This is a genomic window from Burkholderia cepacia (genome assembly GCF_001718835.1).
Classification (GTDB): domain Bacteria; phylum Pseudomonadota; class Gammaproteobacteria; order Burkholderiales; family Burkholderiaceae; genus Burkholderia; species Burkholderia cepacia_F.
The window spans coordinates 388,324-405,890 of the sequence record NZ_CP013442.1; the positions used below are offsets into that span (position 1 = coordinate 388,324).

The following is a 17,567-nucleotide window of genomic DNA, read 5'->3' on the forward strand; positions in this document are numbered from 1 at the left end:
GACGCTCCCGAGCGGGTGACTTCAGCCGCGACACCCGTTGCTATGTGCTTCGCGCAGCCGTGTCGCGCACCTTGCGGTTCACGCGTTCGTCGAGCAGGTTCGCGACGCCGAGCATCGCGGTCATCGCACACCATCGCAGCGGCTCGGGCAGCGTCGCAGGCGTCTTGTGGCGCAAGGCCGCCAGCAGCGGATGCTCGGCGCCCTGGATCCGCTCGGCCAGCAGTTCGCCGATCAACGACTGGGTGCCGACGCCATGCCCCGAACACCCGGCCGTGTAGATGATGTTCCGGTGCTCGCCGGTTTCGCCCGCCACGGGCAACGCATCGCCGGCCAGGCTGATATAGCCGCTCCAGCACGCGCGGACCGCGACGTCGCCCAATTCGGGAAAACGCTCGTGCAGCGTCTGCGCGAGCGCGCGATACGCGTCGTCGTCCGGCACGTTCGGCGTCTGCGAGCCGTATACATAATGCAGCCGCTTGGTCGTCAGCAGCAGCGTGTTGCGCGCGGTCAGGCGGTGGCTTTCCATCGTCAGATGCGAGGTCACGATGCCTTCGCGCCGCGGCCAGCCCAGCGCCGCGAGTTGCGCATCGGACAGCGGCTCGGTTTCGAGCGCCGATACGCGCAGCGGCATCACCTTGTCGCCGAGCAGGCCGAGCTGCGGCGTGTACGCATTGGTCGCGAGCACCAGCACCGGCGCACTCGCGCTGCCGCGCGCGGTATGCGCATTGACGACCGGTCCTTCGGTATACGAAAGCAGCGCGGTGTTTTCGTAGATCTTCACGCCCGCGCGGAGCGCCGCGCGCCGCAGGCCAGTTACGTACTTGCCCGGATCGAGCGTGCCGCCGTGCGGCATGTGGCAGCCGAACAGGAACGCCGGCGGAATCCCGCGTTCGCGCATCGCGGCATGATCGAGGAACGCCGCCGGAGAACCGAGTTCGACGCCCGTCTCCATGCTCTCGCGCAAGCGCTTCTCCTGCGACGGATGCACGCCCGCGCGAATGATCCCCGTCGCCTGGTAGTCGCAGTCGATCGCGTATTCGGCGAGCTTGCATTCGACGTACGCGACGCCCTCGTCGTAGAAGCCGACGATCCGCTTCGCCCGCTCCCGCCCCACGCGCTTGACGAACAGTTCGTATTCGAGGCCCTGGCCGCCGGCGAGATAGCCGGCATTGCGCCCGCTCGCGCCGAAGCCGGCGAATTCGCGTTCGAGCACGACGACGCTCGCGCCGCGCGCGGCCAGCTCCAGCGCGGTGGACAGCCCGGAGAAGCCCGCGCCGACCACCACGACGTCCGCACTGACCTCGCCTTCGAGCGGCGGCTGCGGATCGTCCGGCATTTCCACCCATCCGCCGAGCGGACGATACTTTTCCAGCACTGCACTCATTCCGGTTTCCTCCTTCCGGCGAACGAGGCACGCGGCCGCGCTCGCGACCGTGGGCGATCCCGTTGCCATTGCCATTGCACCAACTGCGCTTCGCACGGCATCGATGTCCGCCCCGGCGCCCGCCCGCCGGCGAACGCACCCGGGTTCAGGATTGCGTTGCGTCGCGGCCGGCCCCGTTGCCGGGCTTACCTTCCTCAGTGCCGGCTCAGGATATGGACGGCAAGCGCGGCCTCTTCAACGCCTTGCAAGCCGCCGCCGTTCTCCTGGATCGCATGACGCGCGCCGTCCACCTGGCGTGCGCCCGCTTCGCCGCGCAACTGCGTGACCAGTTCGTACAACTGCCCGATGCCGGTCGCACCGAGCGGATGGCCCTTCGATTCGAGGCCGCCCGACGTGTTGATCGGGATGCGCCCGCCGAGCGTGAATTCGCCACGCTCGGCCGCGGCGCCGGCCTCCCCGAGGGGCGCGAGTCCGAGATTCTCGGCCTGGATGATTTCGCCCATTGCCGACGCGTCGTGCACTTCGGCCACGTCCATGTCCTCCGGGCCAAGCGATGCCTGCTCATAAGCCTGCAGTGCCGCGAGACGGCCGATGCTCTTCCCGGGCTCGTCGATGCGCCGCCGCGTGAAGCTGCGGATCACGCTCGCGGCGATCCGGATGCAGCGGCTGCGATCGGCGCCAATGCGTTCCAGCCCTTCCTCCGTGCAGAGGATCGCGGCTGCCGCGCCATCCGACAGCGGCGCACACATCGGCAGCGTGATCGGGTACGTGATCGGCGCGGCCGCCAGCACCTCGTCGATCGTGAACGGCTGGCGGAACTGGGAATACGGGTTGTGCACCGAATGCCCGTGGTTCTTCGCCGACACGGCGGCGATCTGTCGCTGCGTCGTGCCGTACGTGTGCATGTGATGCCGGCACATCGCAGCGTAGATCTTCATGAAGCGGCTGTACGGCTTGTCGGATTCCGATCCCGGAGGCGGCACGACACCTTCGCCCATCTTCGCCAGCGTCGCGAAATTCTCGTCGACGCGCGACACGTCCCAGCCGGCCTCGAACAGCGCGAACGATTTCGCCTTGTCCGCGACGTTCATCTTTTCCGCGCCGAGCGCGAGCGCGACGTCGCATGCGCCCGCCCTGAGGTGCTGCACCGCCAGATGCACGGCCGTGCTACCGGACGCGCATGCATTCTCGACGTTGAACACCGGAATGCCTTCGAGGCCGATCTTGCTGAACACGACCTGGCCGGGAATCGACAACTGCCCCTGCAGCGGGCCGTTGGTGATGCCCGCGTAGAACGCGGCGCGGATCGCATCGGCGTGGCAGCCGGCGTCCTTGAGTGCACCGCGCAGCGCCTCTCTCGCCAGATCGTCGAGGCTGCGGTCGAGATGCCGCCCGAACACGGTCATCGCGATGCCGGCGATGTAGATGTTGCTCATGGTGTAGCGTCCGTGGAAGTGGGACTCAGATCCTGCGTTGCTGGCCCTGCCAGTACTGTTCGCGCAGGTCCTTCTTCAGCACCTTGCCCGCCGTGCTGCGCGGCAGCGCGGCGACGAAATCCACGCTCTTGGGCGCCTTCACCGAGCCGAGCTTCTCCTTGCACAGCGCAACGAGTTCTTCCGCGCTCACCTGCTGGCCGGCATTGAGCTCGACGACCGCCTTCACCGCTTCGCCCCACTTGTCGTCGGGCACGCCGATCACCGCGCAGTCCTGCACGGCTGGGTGCGCCCAGATCACCTGTTCGATCTCGCTCGGATAGACGTTGAAGCCGCCGCTGATGATCATGTCCTTCTTGCGGTCGGTGATGTGCAGATAGCCGTCGCGATCGAGATGACCGATGTCGCCCGTGTGCAGCCAGCCGTCGACGATCGTCTCGGCCGTCTTGTCCGGCGCGCGGTAGTAGCCCTTCATCACGAGATCGCCGCGTACGCAGATCTCGCCGGTTTCCCCCTGCCTCAGCAGCTCGCCGCGCTCGCCAACGATCTCGACGCGCACCAGCGGATTCGGGCGGCCAACCGACGCGAGCCGCGTGTCAGATGCCAGCTTGCCGTCGACGAAATGCTCGGCCGGTGTCAGGTACGAGATCGACGCGGGCGCCTCGGTCTGCCCGTAGCCGCCCGTCATCACCGGGCCGAATACGTCGATCGCGCGCTTGAGCTTCTCGACCGACATCGGCGCGGCACCGTACAGGAAGTAGCGCAGCGACGAGAAATCGACCTGCTCGATGCCGGGGATGTCGAGCAGCCGGTAGATCACGGTCGGCGGCAGGAAGAACTCGGTCACGCGGTGCTTGACGATCGCGCCGAGCAACAGCGCGGGGTCGGGCTTCGGCAGCACGACCACCGTGCCGCCGCGCGCGGTGCAGGGCAGCGACATCATGCCGGCCGTGTGCGTCATCGGCGCCGCGGCGAGATTCACCGGGCGCTCGGCGCCATACGGGCACGCCATCATGAATTGCGCGAAGTACGTCTGCAGCGAACGGTGCGTGTTCATCACGCCCTTCGGCGCGCCCGTCGTGCCGCCCGTGGCCGACAGCGCGACGACGTCGTCCATCGCGTAATCGACGACCGGCGGCGTCGCCGGGTGGCGCTCGCTCCACGCGGCGAGCGACGGAGCCCACGGCAGGTCGGCGTCGAGGCACACCCAGAGCTTCACTTTCGGCAGGCTGGCGCGCAACGTGTCGATCGCGGCCGCGAACGCGTGGTGGAAAAACAGCACCTCGCAGTCGAACGCATCAAGCACGTACTGGTTCTCCGCGGGCGTGCTGCGCCCGTTCACCGGGATATACGCGAGTCCGGCGCGCCACATCCCGAGCGCGCAGCTCCAGCCGATCACGTCGTTGTCGGCCCATACCGCCGCCTTCGCCTCCTTCGCGAAGCCGGCGGCGAGCAGCCCGTTGGCGATGCGGCACGACAGCTCGCCGATCTCCTGGAACGTGTAGTTGCGATCGTCCTGGATATACGCGATGCCGTTCGGGGCAATGCGCCACCCGCGGTCGAAGAAATCAATGATCGCCATGTCTCGTTGTCCTTATAGTGCGTGACGGCCCGGCGTCGGCATCACAGTTGCGTGACCGTCGCGCGCGCGAGCCCGCGCTGTTCGAGGAAGCCGAGCAGGTAGCGATGGCCGAATGCCTTCGAGCCCGACGCGAAGCCGGTGCGCGCGGTATCGCCGTCGAGCAGCCTGAGCACGCCGGCCGCGTGAATCGCGCCCGTCGAGATGTACGGCGTCACGCCGTGCACGGTCGCGCGCACCGCCGCGAGCTGGCCGCGGCCGATCGCGAAATCGACGCTGCGCTGGATCGTCGTGCGCTCGCGCGGCGGCATCGTCGGCGTGGTCGACGCGACGACCTGCTTCAGCACTTCGTCCTGCTGCTCGCGCGGCAGGTGCCTGTATTCGGCTTCCCACTTCTGCCCGAACTGGTGCACCAGCTTCATCACGTTGTTGTCGTAGAAACCCACGCACGAGATGCAGCTGCGCACGCGCGCATCGTGTTCGAAGTAGACGGGCAGCGACGTGCCGCCCCACGGCAGGCAGAACACCGGCTGCATCAGCTCGGGGGTCGCGACGGTGAACGATGCGTCCGCGGCGTGCGGCACGAGCGCCTTCTCCCACAGGTAGCAGGATTCGTGGCGCGCGCCGTCGAAGATCGTCGCGGTCGAGCCGATGCTCACGCCGGCCGCGCCGCGCGGGCCGCGCGTCAGCGTGGCCGTCTCCAGCGCATCGATGCCCGGCGTTTCGAGCGCGAGCTCGGCGGCGATCTCGGCGAACGTGTACATGTACGCGTTCGACGACGACACCAGCAGGCCGGCCTGGCGGTACTGCTCGCCGAACTGGTCACGCACCGCGCGGATATACGACTGTTCGCCGGTCGTATCGAGATGGTGACAGCCGGCCTTCAGCGCGGCCTCGACGCCGACAAGCCCGAAGCTCGAGAACGGCCCGACCGTGTTGCATACCACCTTCGCACCGCGGAAAGCCTTCACGAGCGCATCGACGTCGTGCTCGGCTTCGATGATTTCGTATTGCGCGGATTCGAGGCGCACGACGCGCTGCGCCATCATTTCCTTCGCGCGGCCCGCATTGCGCGCGACCGCCGTGAACGGGATGTTCTGGTCGATCAGCCAGTCCATGATCAACATGCCGGTGTAACCGCTTGCGCCATAAACGACGACGGGGTGCTTAGCCATGCTTGTCTCCTGAAACTCGAGTGGTGATGAATCGGATCGATCAAACTTTGCCGATGTTGCCGGGACCGGATGCCGGCCGCGCATTTCTAGAACACATTGCCAATGTTAGGTCATCATGACAAACAAATGGGCGAACAAAAAGACCGGGTATTCCCTGCCCTGCCGACCTTTCGCGAACTCGTCCGAACCGTCGCGCACGGCCGTCGTCGCGGCGTCGCAGGCCCGGTGCGCAACGTGGCGCGTGCCGCGAACCGATCCCATTTCGTCTGCCTCGTCGTGGTTGCGCCGGACCTAACGAACCGCGCCGTCCGCCTGCCCGGGCGACGCGCTGGCCAGGTAGTGCGCCACCGCCCGGATGTCGTCGCCCGACAACGTCGCGGCCAAGCCGTTCATCGCACCGGTCGGATCCCTGCGCTCGCCCGTCTTGAACGCGGCTAGCTGGGTCGCGAGGTAAATCTCCCCCTGGCCCGCGAGTCGCGGCGCCTGATCCCTGCCCATCAGCGTCGCGCCGTGGCAGGCCTGGCAACTCCTGGACTGGATCAGGGCCATCCCGCGCTTGTCGAGCGCCGCGTCGGCCGGAACGTCCTCGTTGCGGGTCGGGGTCTGCCGCGCGAAATAGGCAGCCAGCGTCTTGACCTGCCCGTCGTCGAGATCCCGTGCAAGCGGTCCCATATACGGGTTGTGCCGCTGCTCCGACGCGAACGCTCGAAGTTGGGCCGCGAGATACGCCTCGGGCTGGCCGGACAGCGACGGATACCATGAATTGAACGACTGGCCGCGTGCGCCGTGGCAGAAGAAGCAGGTCTCCTGCGGCTGCGGCCATGCGTCGCCGTTGGCCTTGTCGGCTTCGCCGATCGCGGCCATCGCTTTCTCGAAACGCATTCCGTCAAGGATGTCGCGCCCATGGAGCGCGCCCGCGCCCGCCAATGCGACGATTGCCACGACGGCGCCGATGATCATTCCGCGCTTCATTTACACCCTCACGCTGCGTTGTGCCAGCTTGCCGAGCGCCTGCAACGCCGCGCGGTGCCCGGATCGCACCGCGCCATCCATCGCGCCGGCCCAGATGTCGGCGGTCTCGGTGCCCGACCAGATCAACCGGCCGGCCTCCGGACGCAGGAACTTGCCCCATTTCGTCCAGAAGCCGGGCGGCAGTGGGTGGATGCACTGCAGCGTCCACGGATCGACGCGGCCCCAGTCGTAGTCGTGGAACTGCGTGGGATGCAGCGCCTTTGCGCCGAACGCCTTCGCATAGATGACCGACAACGTCCGTTCGGCGGCCTTCGGCTCGGCCGGCAGCGCGCCCGGCGCGACGAACGCGGCGAGCACGCCGACCGAGCCGTCCGGCGGCGAGTTGTCGTACGCCATGAACACCGGGCCGCCGACCTCGAAGATCTGTCCGTTGTAGCCGTCGTCGCGCCAGAACGGCTGGTCGTACACGTGCACCGTCTTGCGCATCGGCGCATTCGCCGGCCAGTTCCGCTGCAACTGCGCGCGGCCGTCCGGCAGCGGCGGATCGAACACGATCTGCTGGCACAGCGCCGGATTGAGCGCAACGATCACCCGCCGTGCACGCAGCACGCCGCGATCGGTCTGCACGTCGACCACGTCGCGATCCCAGCTCGAGATCTTGCGCACCGGGCAGGACAGCCGGACCTTGCCGCCGAGTTCGCGCGCCATTTTAGTGCTGAGCACCTGCGAGCCGCCGACGAAGCGCGTTTCCTGTGCGCCGCCCTTGGTCGATTCGAGCTTCGCGTAGTCGCAATCGGCGCTGTTGATCATCGACAGGTAGTGCAGCAGCCCGAGCTGGGCCGGTGCGCCGCCGAGCGACAGCTTCGCCGCGAGGCCGAGGAAGTAGCCGTCCTCGTAGGTCACGCCCTGCTTGAGCAGCCAGTCGCCGTAGGTCAGCTTGTCGAGCTCCGACGCGTGCTGCGCGGTCCACGGCTCGCGCGACGGCACGCCGCGTGCGAGTGCACCAAGCTTCGCGCCGATCGCGTCGTCGCCGCCCGAGCCGCCGTGGAAATCCTGGGCAACGCGCGCGTCGCCGGCCAGCACGACGGTCTTGCCCGCGTAATATGTCGGAAACGTATCGACCCCGAGTTCGCGTGCGAGATCGGCAATCGCCGTCTGCCCCGGGCCAATCCATTGGCCGCCGGCTTCGGACACCACGCCGTGCCCGAGATCGTGGTTGTAGGTCCGCCCGCCGACCCGGTTGCGCGCCTCCAGCACCACGAACGATTCGCATCCGGCGCGCTTCAGGTCACGCGCGGCGGTCAACCCCGCGAGCCCGGCGCCGATGATGACGACGTCCAGCACGTCGCGGTTCGCGGAGGGCGCTGTCGCGCCCTCCGCCAGCGACACCTCGCCCGCGGCCAGCGACACGGCGCCCACGGCCGCGAGACGAAGGATCTGACGCCGGGTCTGCGTATCGGGCGAGTGCTGCCGATCCCGCCTCTTTACTCCAAGGATTTTCATCGCACCTTTCCTTTCTCCGTTTTTATCAGGATCACTGATTCATCTACGCAGACAGGTCGAGCGTGCTCACTGCGACGCAAGCACGCCGTCCTGCGAAAACAGCACCGGCTTGCCGCGCGCGTCGATCAGCGCGGCGGTGAGCGTCGCGCGATCCGCGCGCTGCGCGAGCTCGAACGATTCGCCGTTCGCACGCTGCGTCAACACCAGCCCGTCGAGTCCGACCGCAAGCAGCCCGTTTCCGGTCGCGACGACGTCGGTGATCGAGCTTTTCGTGCGTGGATTCAACGGCGCCCACGTCGCGCCGCCGTCGCGGCTCTCGAACAGGCTGCCAAGCAGCCCGCCGACCACGATCCGGCCGTCCGGCATCGCGACGCCCGACCACAACGTGCCCTTGCCGCCCGTCGGCAGATAGGTCCAGTTCGCGCCGCCGTCGGCCGACTTCAGCACCATCCCCTGTTCGGACACGATGTAAAGCGCCTGCCCGGCGTCGGCGAACACGTGATAGAGATTGCGGTCGGCCTTGCCGCCGCCCGGCGGCTTCGGCAGCGTCGTGCGCGCCCACGTCTTGCCGCCGTCGTGCGTCTGCAGCATCAGCGACCACAGGCCGACGGCGATGCCGTCCCGCGCATTCGTGAACAGCACCGAGAACAGCGGCTGGTCGACCGACGTGTCGAGCCGCTGCGTGACCCACGTGTCGCCGCCATCGTCGGTCGCGAGAATCGCGCCCCACTGGCCCACCGCCCAGCCGTGCTTCGCATCCGCGAACGTGATGGCCGACAGGGTCGCCGACACGGGCACGCGCTGCGACTGCCGCCACGTGCGCCCATCGTCGTCCGACAGCAGGATCACGCCGTGCTCGCCGACGGCGACGACGCGCCGGCCGGCGCGCGTCGCGTCCGTCAGCATCATGCGGGTGGGTGCGGCCCACGCGTGGGCCGGCTTCGCGGTCCAGTCGGCGACCGTTCCATGGGATTGCGCGAAGGCCGCCGCGGCGGCGCAGAGCGCGGTACAGGCAACGAGCGTCTTGATCATGGATGAACCTCCGTAGTGGTGTGCGCGGGCTTCAGTGGCTGAACAAGCCAGCCAGGCCGAACCTCGCATCGCCGACCGCAACGGCCGACAGCGTCGCCGATACCGGCACGCGATGCGCCTGCCGCCAGGTCTTGCCGTCGTCGTCCGACACCAGAACGACGCCGTTCGCGTCGACGGCGGCGATGCGCGCGCCGGCGCGCGGTGTATCGCTCGGCTCGGTCCGCGCGCGGGTCGGCTTCGCGGTCCGGTCCGCAACCGATCCATGGAACGGCGCAAATGCCTCCGCGGCGGCGCAAAGCGCGGCACAGGCAACAAGCGTCTTGATCATGGATGAACCTCCGTAGTGGTGTGCGCGGGCTTCAGTGGCTGAACAGGCCCGGCGCGCGGGCAGGCTTGCGGCGCGGGAACCAGCGCTCGAGCAGCGACGCGAGCGCGGGCAGCGCGGTCATCGCCATCACCAGGTTCACGATGAACATGAACGCGAGCAGCTTGCCCATGTCGGCCTGGAACTTGAGCGCCGAGAAGCTCCACGTCGCGACGCCGATCGCCAGCGTGATCGCGGTGAAGATCGTGGCCACGCCCACTTCGAGCATCGCGTGCTGCACGGCCTTCACGATGTCCTGCCCGCCCGCGAGATGCACCTGCAGCCGGTTGTAGATGTAGAACGCGTAATCGACGCCGATGCCGACCGCCAGCACCATCACCGGCAACGTCGCGACGGTCAGCCCGATCTGCAGCTCCTTCATGAACCAGTAGCCGATGAAGGTCGCGACCGACAGCGGCACGCAGCACGCAAGCATCGCGCGCCAGTCGCGGTAGGCCAGGAACACGAGCACCAGGATCGCCGCATACACGTAGAGCATCATCGGCAGCTCGCTCTTCTCGACTTCGTCGTTCGTGGCGGCCAGCACCCCGGCATTGCCGGCCGCGAGGCGAATTCCGATGCCCGGGAACGGATGCGACGCGCGGTACTGCTTCACGTCGTCGAGGATGCGGTTGATCGTCGTCGCCTTGTGATCGGTCAGGAACAGGTGCACGGCCGTCATCCCGCAGTCGCGGCTCATGAAGCCCTTCAAGCGCGACGCGTCGACCGATACCGCGCCGTAGTTCTCGGCGGCGATCGGCACGACGTTCATCTTCGGGAAATCCTCGTTGTAGCCCTGGTTGTACGCGCGCAGCATCGCCGAATACGACTGCACCGACACGACGCCCGGCTCGGTCTTCATCGCGGCCGAGAAGTCGTCCTCATACAGGCCGACCGCCGGGTTGTCGCATGCCTTGCCGGTCGATTCGATCGCCACCGTCAGCCAGTCGAGGCCCATGTCGTAGCTGCCGGCGATCGACGTCGCGTCGCGGTTGAAGCGCGCGTCCGCGCGCAGCTCCGGCGCACCCGGCTGCAGCGTGCCGATCACGCGATCGCGGCTTTGCCACGCGGCGAGCGCGAAGATCGCCACCGTCGCCGCGACGGTCACGCCTGCATACTTCGGCTGCGCGATGCGTGCGAGCCCGCGCAGCCACGCCGAGCGCCGCTCGCCGCGCTTCAGCGAGTTGTCCGCATAGGTTTTGGTGAAGTTGAAGCACGATGCGGCGACGGGCAGCAGGATCAGGTTCGTGACGATCTTGTAGGCCACGCCGAGCGACGCGGTGATCGCCAGTTCGCGCACCATCGGAATCGGGATCAGCAGCAGCGTGATGAACGACACGAACGCGGTGATCAGCGCGAGCACGCCGGGGATCAGCAGGCCGCTGAAGCTGTGGCGCGCCGCATCGAACGAACTCTGCCCGTGCGCGATCTCGCGGACGATGAAGTTCACCTGCTGCACGCCATGCGACACGCCGATCGCGAACACGAGGAACGGCACGAGCACCGCGAGCGGATCGAGGCCGAAGCCGAGCAGCTTCAGGGTGCCGAACTGCCATACGAGCGACGTCAGCGAGCACGCGACCAGCAGCACCGTGAAGCGCACCGAATGGCAATACCAGTACACCGCGAGCGTGGTCAGCAGCAGCGCGACCGCGCAGAAGCCGAGCACGGCCGTCGCGCCGTCGGCAATATCGCCGATCTGTTTCGCGAAGCCGATGATCTGGACGTCATAGCCGGCATCCTCGAACGGCTTGCGGATCTTCTCCTCGAGCAGGTGATTGAATGCCACGTAGTCGAGCACCTTGCCGGCGCTGTCGCGCTCGTTCAGCTCGGCCGTGATCATCGCGCTGTCCTCGCCGTGCGACACGAGCGTGCCGACGTAGCCGCCGAGCGTCGTCGCGCGGCGGATATTCGCGACGATCTCCAGCGTCAGCTGGTCGGGCGTAATGGTGCCCGAGATGATCGGCTCGGCGCGAAACCCTTCGTCGGTCACTTCGTTGACGAACGCGTTCGGCGTCCACAACGAGCGCACGCCGATCCGGTCGACGTTCGGCAGGTACGTGACGGCCTGCGTGACGTCGTACAGCCGCGTCAATCCGTCAGGCGTCCAGATCGAACCTTTCCGGGCGCGCACGACCACCGTGATCCGGTTCGCGCCGAGCAGGTCGTTCCGGTATTGCTGGAACGTGCGGATGTACTCGTGCCCGATCGGCATCTGTTTTTCGAAGCCGGCATCCATGCGCAGTTGCACGGCGAATACGGCCATCGCGACGGTGAACAACGCGATCGCCGCGAGCACGATCGCGCGGTGACCGAAGAAAAGCCTTTCCAGGCGACTGACCAGACGATTGAGCACGACATTACCCCTTCATGTATTCCGGCGGCGCACGACGTGCGCCGTCTCCCATGGGTTCCCCCGTCAGAAATTCCGCGTGACGAACAAGCCGACGAAATTGCGGTCCGCATAAGGCTGGCCCACCGTGCCGTGGCCGCCCCAGAACGCGGTGAAGTTGATGCCGGCCTGCCAGTTCGGCGGGTTCTGGTTGAACAGCACGTAGACGTTCAGCGACTTCGCACCCTGCATGTAATTCGCAGTGAAGGTCGGCGTGTAACCGTACAGACCGTCGGAGAACGTCACGCCCGGCGTGACCTGCCAGCCCGGAATCAGCGAGCCGTCGTAGGTCCAGTTGAAGTCGATCGTCGCGCCCACCGAACTCGACGTACCCTGCCTCGCCGTGATCGGATAGCCGAGCCCCGAGTTGTTGTTCAGCCAGGGGAAATAACCGGTCGCCGGCACTTGCGTGACCGGCTGGCCGTTGATCGTGCGCGTGACGCTCGACCCGAGGCCCGGGTAGTAGATCCACGTCAGTTCCCACGTCAGCGCGGCCGAATCGGCGCCGAGCAATTTCAGGAACGGGTACTCGCTGCGCGTGAGCGCGAGCAGCCCGTTGATGTCGTACTGGAACTTCTTCTTGTCGACCCATTGCTGACAGTCGATGCCGGCCACGCCGTTCGTGTTCAGGTCGAGCGGGCCGCCCGCGCCGTAGCAGCTCGACAGCGCGACCGCGTCGCGCGGCCGGTACGACAGTTCGGTGCCGATCGCCCACGGGCCGACGCCGAAGTTCGCGCTGACGCCGAACAGCTGACGCCGGCCGAGGTACGACCATTGCTCGGTGCCGTTCGCGAGCGACGCGAGTACCGGCGACTTGTCGGTGTAGTTCAGGTAGTAGAACGCGAAGTTCGCGTCGAACGAGTGCGGCGAATAGTTGAACTTCACGCCGAACTGCGGCCGGTATTTCGCCGGCAGCTGTGTCGAGACCGGAATGCCGATGTCGTTGAACGGCGGCCCTGCATACGTGCCGTTGACGAGCCCGTTCTTGATGCCGTCGAGCACGCCGGAGTTGCCTGCCGCGCCGCCCCCGCCGATCGCGTTCGCGATCGTGCCGGCGCTCGGGCCGGTCACGTTCAGGTTGTTCGTGTTGATGGTGAACGGCTCCGCGCCGCGGCCGAAGCCGTTCGTCACCGACCAGTACGAGCCGACTGGCGGATAGCGGTTGCCGTTCCACTGAAACTGATAGTAGGCCTCGGTGCTGAATCCGTGCGACAGGTCGGCCGCCAGGCTCACCATCGGTGCCGGCAGCAGCGCCTGCTTGAGCTGCGAGCCGGGGATCAGCAGCTTCTGCGCGTCGATCGAGTTCGTCGCGTTGATGCCGCTCTGCGCGAACATGCTCTCGCCCCAGTTGATGACCTGGTTGCCGAGCCGCACGTGCGCATTGCGCCCGCCGATCGTGAAATCCTTCTGCGCCCACAGGTCCAGCAGCTGCGCGTTGTAGACGACCTGCGCGGCCGCGGTGCTCGACAACGGCGTGCGGTTCGTGTTCTTGGCCATGAAGTCGTACATGCCGGTGCCGCGCACCATGAACTTCAGCCCTTCGCTCGGCATCTTCAGCAGCAGCTCGCTCGTCGCGCTGATGTAGGTGCTGAACGGCTGGCCCTTGCGGTAGTTCAGGTCGCCGTTGTCCGCGTAGCCCCACTGGTTGGTGTTCGCGCCCGCGCCGCAGCCGAAGGCGTTTGGATCGCCGGTGAGCGAACAGCTGGGGCTTTTGGTGCGGATGCCCGCGCCCGCCGTGAGATTGGTCACCCACGAACCCTGGACGGCGCCTTCTCCCATCGTGAAATCGTATCCGTATGCACTCGACGTCGCCGCACCCAGAACGGCAATCGAAATCGTAGTATACCTAACGACCTGCTTCGCTTTCATCGCCCCACCTCACCCAAACCGGATGCCGACGGCGCGCTCGCGCACGTCGGCTCTATTAATTATTTATGCCGCACGCTTCAGCGATCGCTGACCGAGCGCAGCGATTCCGCCGTGTAGAAATCCTGCTTGAAGCGCGGATCGTCGGCCTGGCCGAACCAGCGAATGTCCTTGCCCTGGCCGATCGACGACGCGTCGAACACATAGCGGCCGTTGATCATGTCGTACTGCGCGAGCGGTTCGTTGTCGCAGGTGCCGCCGAGTTCCCACACCGGAATCGGGTAGCTTTCCCGCACCTTCCACAACTTGCCCTGCGCGTCGTAGTCCTCGCCGACGAGCGCGAGCCAGCTGTCTTCGTCGAGATAGAACACCTTCTTTGACGCGACGTGCCGCGCACTCGGCTTCAGCGTCGCTTCGACGACCCATACGCGATGCGTCTCGTAGCGGCGGTGGCCGGCTGCGATGCCGTTCGGCGTCGCGACGTCACGCAGCTTCGCATTGAAGGTGTACATGCCGAATGCGTTGTACGGGACGAGCATTTCCTTCTTGCCGACCAGCTTCCAGTTGAACCGGTCGAGCGAGCCGTTGATCATGTTGGCCTCGTCGATCAGGTACTGGTTCTCGAAGCCGATCAACGGCGCGTCGTGCGTGTAGGCCGGCATGCGTCGCACGCGGCGCTGGCCCGGGAAGTAGTAGTAGGTTTCCGAGTCCTTGTTGAAGTACTGCCGCTGGACGAAGGCCTGCCCGGCCAGCGCGGCCGGCGAGTTGGCCGTGAAGTAGGCGGCCAGGCTGAGCTGATCGACGTCCTGCGGCGATGTCTTGCCGAGCTTGGCCGACGGGAGGAAGAAGACCTGCGGGCCGATCCCGTCGATCCATTCGCTGCCGCCCGGGCGCGGCGAAATGCTCGTGGCGACCTGCGCCCATTCGACGCCTTCGCCGCGATAGCGCATCTCGTAGTTCAGGATCGCTTCGGTGCCGCTCTTCGGCTGCGGAAACGGCACGCCGGGTAGAATCGCCGACTGCAACGTTTCGCCGTTCGACGCGAGCTTCGCCGACGCCAGGTTCGCCTTCGAGTTCTGCTCGGCGGCATCCGGCAACTGGCATTCGCGGTGGGACGGGTAGACGTCCATCCGGTAGCCCTTCTTCTGCTTGATCAGCTGGATCTGTCCCGGCGTGAGCTGGCTCGCGTACTTGTCGACGTTCGCCGCGTCGATCGAGTACAGCGGCTTCTCGTTGCGGTGCTTCCAGAAATCGCCGCGCACCTTCCCATATTCCCAGCCGGAGGGCGTCGCCTGCCGGCCGGCGAAGGCGGGCACGGTGCCGTCCTTGTTCGCGCCGCGTTCGGCTCCGACCGGCGTGAGATCGTCCGCCGCGGCGGTTTCACCGGCCACGAGCAACAAGGCCGCCGCGATGACCGACACGGCTCCGAGTGTGTGCTTCTTCATCATGAGTCTCCTTCCGATTCCACATTCATTCGCCGTTCGCGCCACTGACGGACGGTCGGCGTTCGTTCCGATCCGGTTGTTCGGCCAACCGGCCAAGCCAGTTTCCGGCGGCGCCTTGCCTCGCCCCGGTCGATCGTCAAACCGGTAAGCGCCCCGCCGGATATTCGTCACGCCAATACTCAGGACTGCGACTTTTATCGGTCGCATGATCGAAACCTGTTGGAAAAGCGCGTCTCATTCCATAGGCACTCCACTTGATTGCGCCGGATCCCGACCGGCCCGGCGCACCCTTCCCGACCTGCCGGAAACGGCGTCCGCGACGCCGCTCCGGCCGAGCGGTTCACGGCTCAGGCCGCACCCGACCCGGCGACCGCCACCGCCCTGATTTCGACGCACAGCCCCGGCAGCGCCAGTTGCGTGACGCCGACCGCCGTCCACGACGGGTAGCGGTCGGGGAAATACACGTCCTTGACCGCCGCGAAGCCTTCGGTCTCGCGTTGCAGGTCCGTATGGAAAGTCGTCAGCTCGACGACATCGGCGAGACTCGCGCCGGCTTCCTCGAGGATCGCCTTCAGGCACTCGAACGCGATCCGCGCCTGCGCCTGCACGCCGTCGGCCGGCTGCATCTGCGCGTCGAGGCCGACCTGGCCCGACACCCAGATCGTGTCGCCGACGCGCGTCGCCGGCGAGAAGTGGTACGCGTCGTACCAGGCCTTGAACCCGGGCGGGATGATCGACTGACGTTTGTTGCTGGTTGTCATGAGGTGAACTCCTTTGTTCAGACGAGTTGACGGAAACACGACGCGCGGAACGGATCGCCTGCTTTCAGCGACGCCAGTTCCTCGACGAACAGCACGCCGGCCGGCGTAAAGCCCGACGCGCTGTTTTCGGGCAGCGGGCTGAACACCGCGTCGTCGCCGAAAAAGCGCAGCACGAGCGTATGGCGATCGGGGAAATCGGCGTCGACCGCGCCGCCGCCATGCAGCACGCCCGGATGGAGCAGCAGCACGTCGCCCGGCTTCGTTTCCCACGAAATGACGTCGTAGGCATTCGGATCGGCGCGGCGCGCCGCTTCGATATCCGGCATCCGCGGCCACACGTCGCCGCCGTGCAGCGGGTCGGTCGGGTCCTCGGCGTTCTGGAACGTCGTGCCGTCATGCCGCACGCCGTGATGCGAGCCGCGCACGATCTCCAGCGCATTGCGCTTGGGCACGTGCTCGAAGCTGATCCACGCGTTGCCGAAGTGCATGCCTTGCCACGGCAGGTACGAGGTGTCCTGATGCCACGGCGAGCGTGCGCTCTTGCCGCCCTTCTTCAGAAAAAGCTCCTCGGCGAAGTACCACACGTGCTTCGAACCCCACAGGTCGGCGAACAGCTTGCCGATCGGCAGCGTGCCGACCAGCGCGTCGAGCCGCTCCTTCGCATACGGGTTCGCGTTGTCGTTGTGCGACTTGTATTCGGTGCCGTCGAGCATGCTGGAAGCCATCGGCCCGGGATTCTCGATACCCCAGTCGAATGCCGCCCGGCACATCGCCAGCTGTTCCTCGTTGAGCAGGCCTTCGATCAGAACCGCTCCGTCTTCCGCGAAAGCCTTGCGCTTGGATTCGTCCATCGGTCTTCTCCTGATGAGTCGAATGAGAGCTCGGTCGCGAATGCTTCCGGTGTTGCTCTCATAGAACATGTTGACAATGTTAGGTCATGATGACAAAAACAAAAAAATAAAAAAGACAGGGTATTCCCTGTCCTGTGCAGCGTGTGATTCAGGAAGAAGCGAATCGACCCGGCGCGCGTTCAATCAGGCATACGATCGAACACCGCTCGCGCAAAGAAGCTTGCCAGCACCGCGTCGGCCAGCTCGTCGGTGACACGCTGCGGATCGACGGCGTAACAGGACTGCACGCCGTCGCACAGCCCCAGCAGCCCGACCGCCAGCACCTCGGCGGGAAGCGGCAGCCGCGCCCCCGTGCGTTCCGCGAGACCCGCGACGTACGCCGTCATCCGGTTCTGCCTGTCCCGCAGAAATGCGTTGAAATGCTCGCGGAACCGCGCATCGCGAACCGCCTGCAGCTTCGCTTCCATCCACATCAGGAACGACTCGTGCCGGCGAAAGTGCTGCCGATAGTGCGTGAGTGCCATCCTTTGCATCTCGTCGCGGGGCCCGCCCGCTTCGAGAATCCGCTGCAATTCCGCGTTGATTTCGTCGCAATCGCGCTTGAGCAACTCGAGCAGCAGCTCGGTCTTGTCACTGAAATTCGAGTAGAACGCGCCGCGCGTGTGGCCGGCCAGTATCGCGATCTCCTCGATGCTCGCCGCGCAGTATCCCTTCTTCAGGAACACTGCGCGCGCGGCAGCCAGCAGGCATTCACGCGTCCGATCCCGCTTCTGCACCCGGGTCAGGCGCGGCGGCTTCACGCTCGCGCCC

Annotated in this window: 15 protein-coding genes; all 15 read right to left on the reverse strand. The window is 66.4% G+C overall.

What is annotated here, in order from left to right; all coding sequences use genetic code 11:
- Positions 1–40: 40 nt before the first annotated feature.
- Positions 41–1,384, reverse strand: a complete 1,344-nt coding sequence (locus tag WT26_RS01500) for an NAD(P)/FAD-dependent oxidoreductase (protein ID WP_155774623.1) — start codon at positions 1,382–1,384, stop codon at positions 41–43.
- A 194-nt stretch (positions 1,385–1,578) separates the two neighbouring features.
- Positions 1,579–2,820, reverse strand: coding sequence for a thiolase family protein (locus WT26_RS01505; protein ID WP_069272023.1), 1,242 nt, complete (start codon positions 2,818–2,820; stop codon positions 1,579–1,581).
- Positions 2,821–2,845: 25 nt separating this feature from the next.
- Positions 2,846–4,399 (reverse strand): class I adenylate-forming enzyme family protein, encoded by a 1,554-nt coding sequence (locus WT26_RS01510; protein WP_069272024.1) that lies wholly within the window; start codon positions 4,397–4,399, stop codon positions 2,846–2,848.
- Between the two features lie 41 nt (positions 4,400–4,440).
- On the reverse strand, positions 4,441–5,571 hold the full coding sequence (locus WT26_RS01515) for a saccharopine dehydrogenase family protein (protein ID WP_069272025.1): 1,131 nt from the start codon (positions 5,569–5,571) through the stop codon (positions 4,441–4,443).
- A 105-nt stretch (positions 5,572–5,676) separates the two neighbouring features.
- Positions 5,677–5,832, reverse strand: a complete 156-nt coding sequence (locus WT26_RS37010) for a hypothetical protein (protein WP_155123028.1) — start codon at positions 5,830–5,832, stop codon at positions 5,677–5,679.
- Between the two features lie 30 nt (positions 5,833–5,862).
- Entirely contained in the window at positions 5,863–6,543 is a 681-nt protein-coding gene (locus WT26_RS01520; protein ID WP_069272026.1) for a c-type cytochrome, read from the reverse strand.
- Entirely contained in the window at positions 6,544–8,046 is a 1,503-nt protein-coding gene (locus WT26_RS01525; protein WP_069272027.1) for a flavin monoamine oxidase family protein, read from the reverse strand.
- A gap of 66 nt (positions 8,047–8,112) precedes the next feature.
- Complete coding sequence (locus tag WT26_RS01530) at positions 8,113–9,078, reverse strand: WD40/YVTN/BNR-like repeat-containing protein (RefSeq protein WP_069272028.1); 966 nt, start codon at positions 9,076–9,078, stop codon at positions 8,113–8,115.
- A gap of 31 nt (positions 9,079–9,109) precedes the next feature.
- The gene (locus tag WT26_RS01535) at positions 9,110–9,406 is read right to left on the reverse strand and encodes a hypothetical protein (RefSeq protein WP_069272029.1); all 297 of its coding nucleotides are present in this window, start codon (positions 9,404–9,406) and stop codon (positions 9,110–9,112) included.
- Between the two features lie 31 nt (positions 9,407–9,437).
- A complete protein-coding gene (locus WT26_RS01540) occupies positions 9,438–11,798 on the reverse strand; it encodes an efflux RND transporter permease subunit (RefSeq protein WP_069272030.1) in 2,361 nt (786 codons plus the stop codon).
- Positions 11,799–11,861: 63 nt separating this feature from the next.
- On the reverse strand, positions 11,862–13,703 hold the full coding sequence (locus WT26_RS01545; protein ID WP_069272031.1) for a DUF1302 domain-containing protein: 1,842 nt from the start codon (positions 13,701–13,703) through the stop codon (positions 11,862–11,864).
- A gap of 77 nt (positions 13,704–13,780) precedes the next feature.
- Positions 13,781–15,148 carry a DUF1329 domain-containing protein gene (locus tag WT26_RS01550; protein WP_069272032.1) on the reverse strand — a complete coding sequence of 456 codons (1,368 nt, stop codon included), beginning with the start codon at positions 15,146–15,148 and terminating at the stop codon, positions 13,781–13,783.
- A gap of 344 nt (positions 15,149–15,492) precedes the next feature.
- On the reverse strand, positions 15,493–15,906 hold the full coding sequence (locus tag WT26_RS01555) for a RidA family protein (protein WP_069272033.1): 414 nt from the start codon (positions 15,904–15,906) through the stop codon (positions 15,493–15,495).
- A gap of 17 nt (positions 15,907–15,923) precedes the next feature.
- The gene (locus tag WT26_RS01560) at positions 15,924–16,757 is read right to left on the reverse strand and encodes a phytanoyl-CoA dioxygenase family protein (protein WP_069272034.1); all 834 of its coding nucleotides are present in this window, start codon (positions 16,755–16,757) and stop codon (positions 15,924–15,926) included.
- A 179-nt stretch (positions 16,758–16,936) separates the two neighbouring features.
- A complete protein-coding gene (locus WT26_RS01565; RefSeq protein WP_069269712.1) occupies positions 16,937–17,557 on the reverse strand; it encodes a TetR/AcrR family transcriptional regulator in 621 nt (206 codons plus the stop codon).
- Positions 17,558–17,567: the final 10 nt, after the last annotated feature.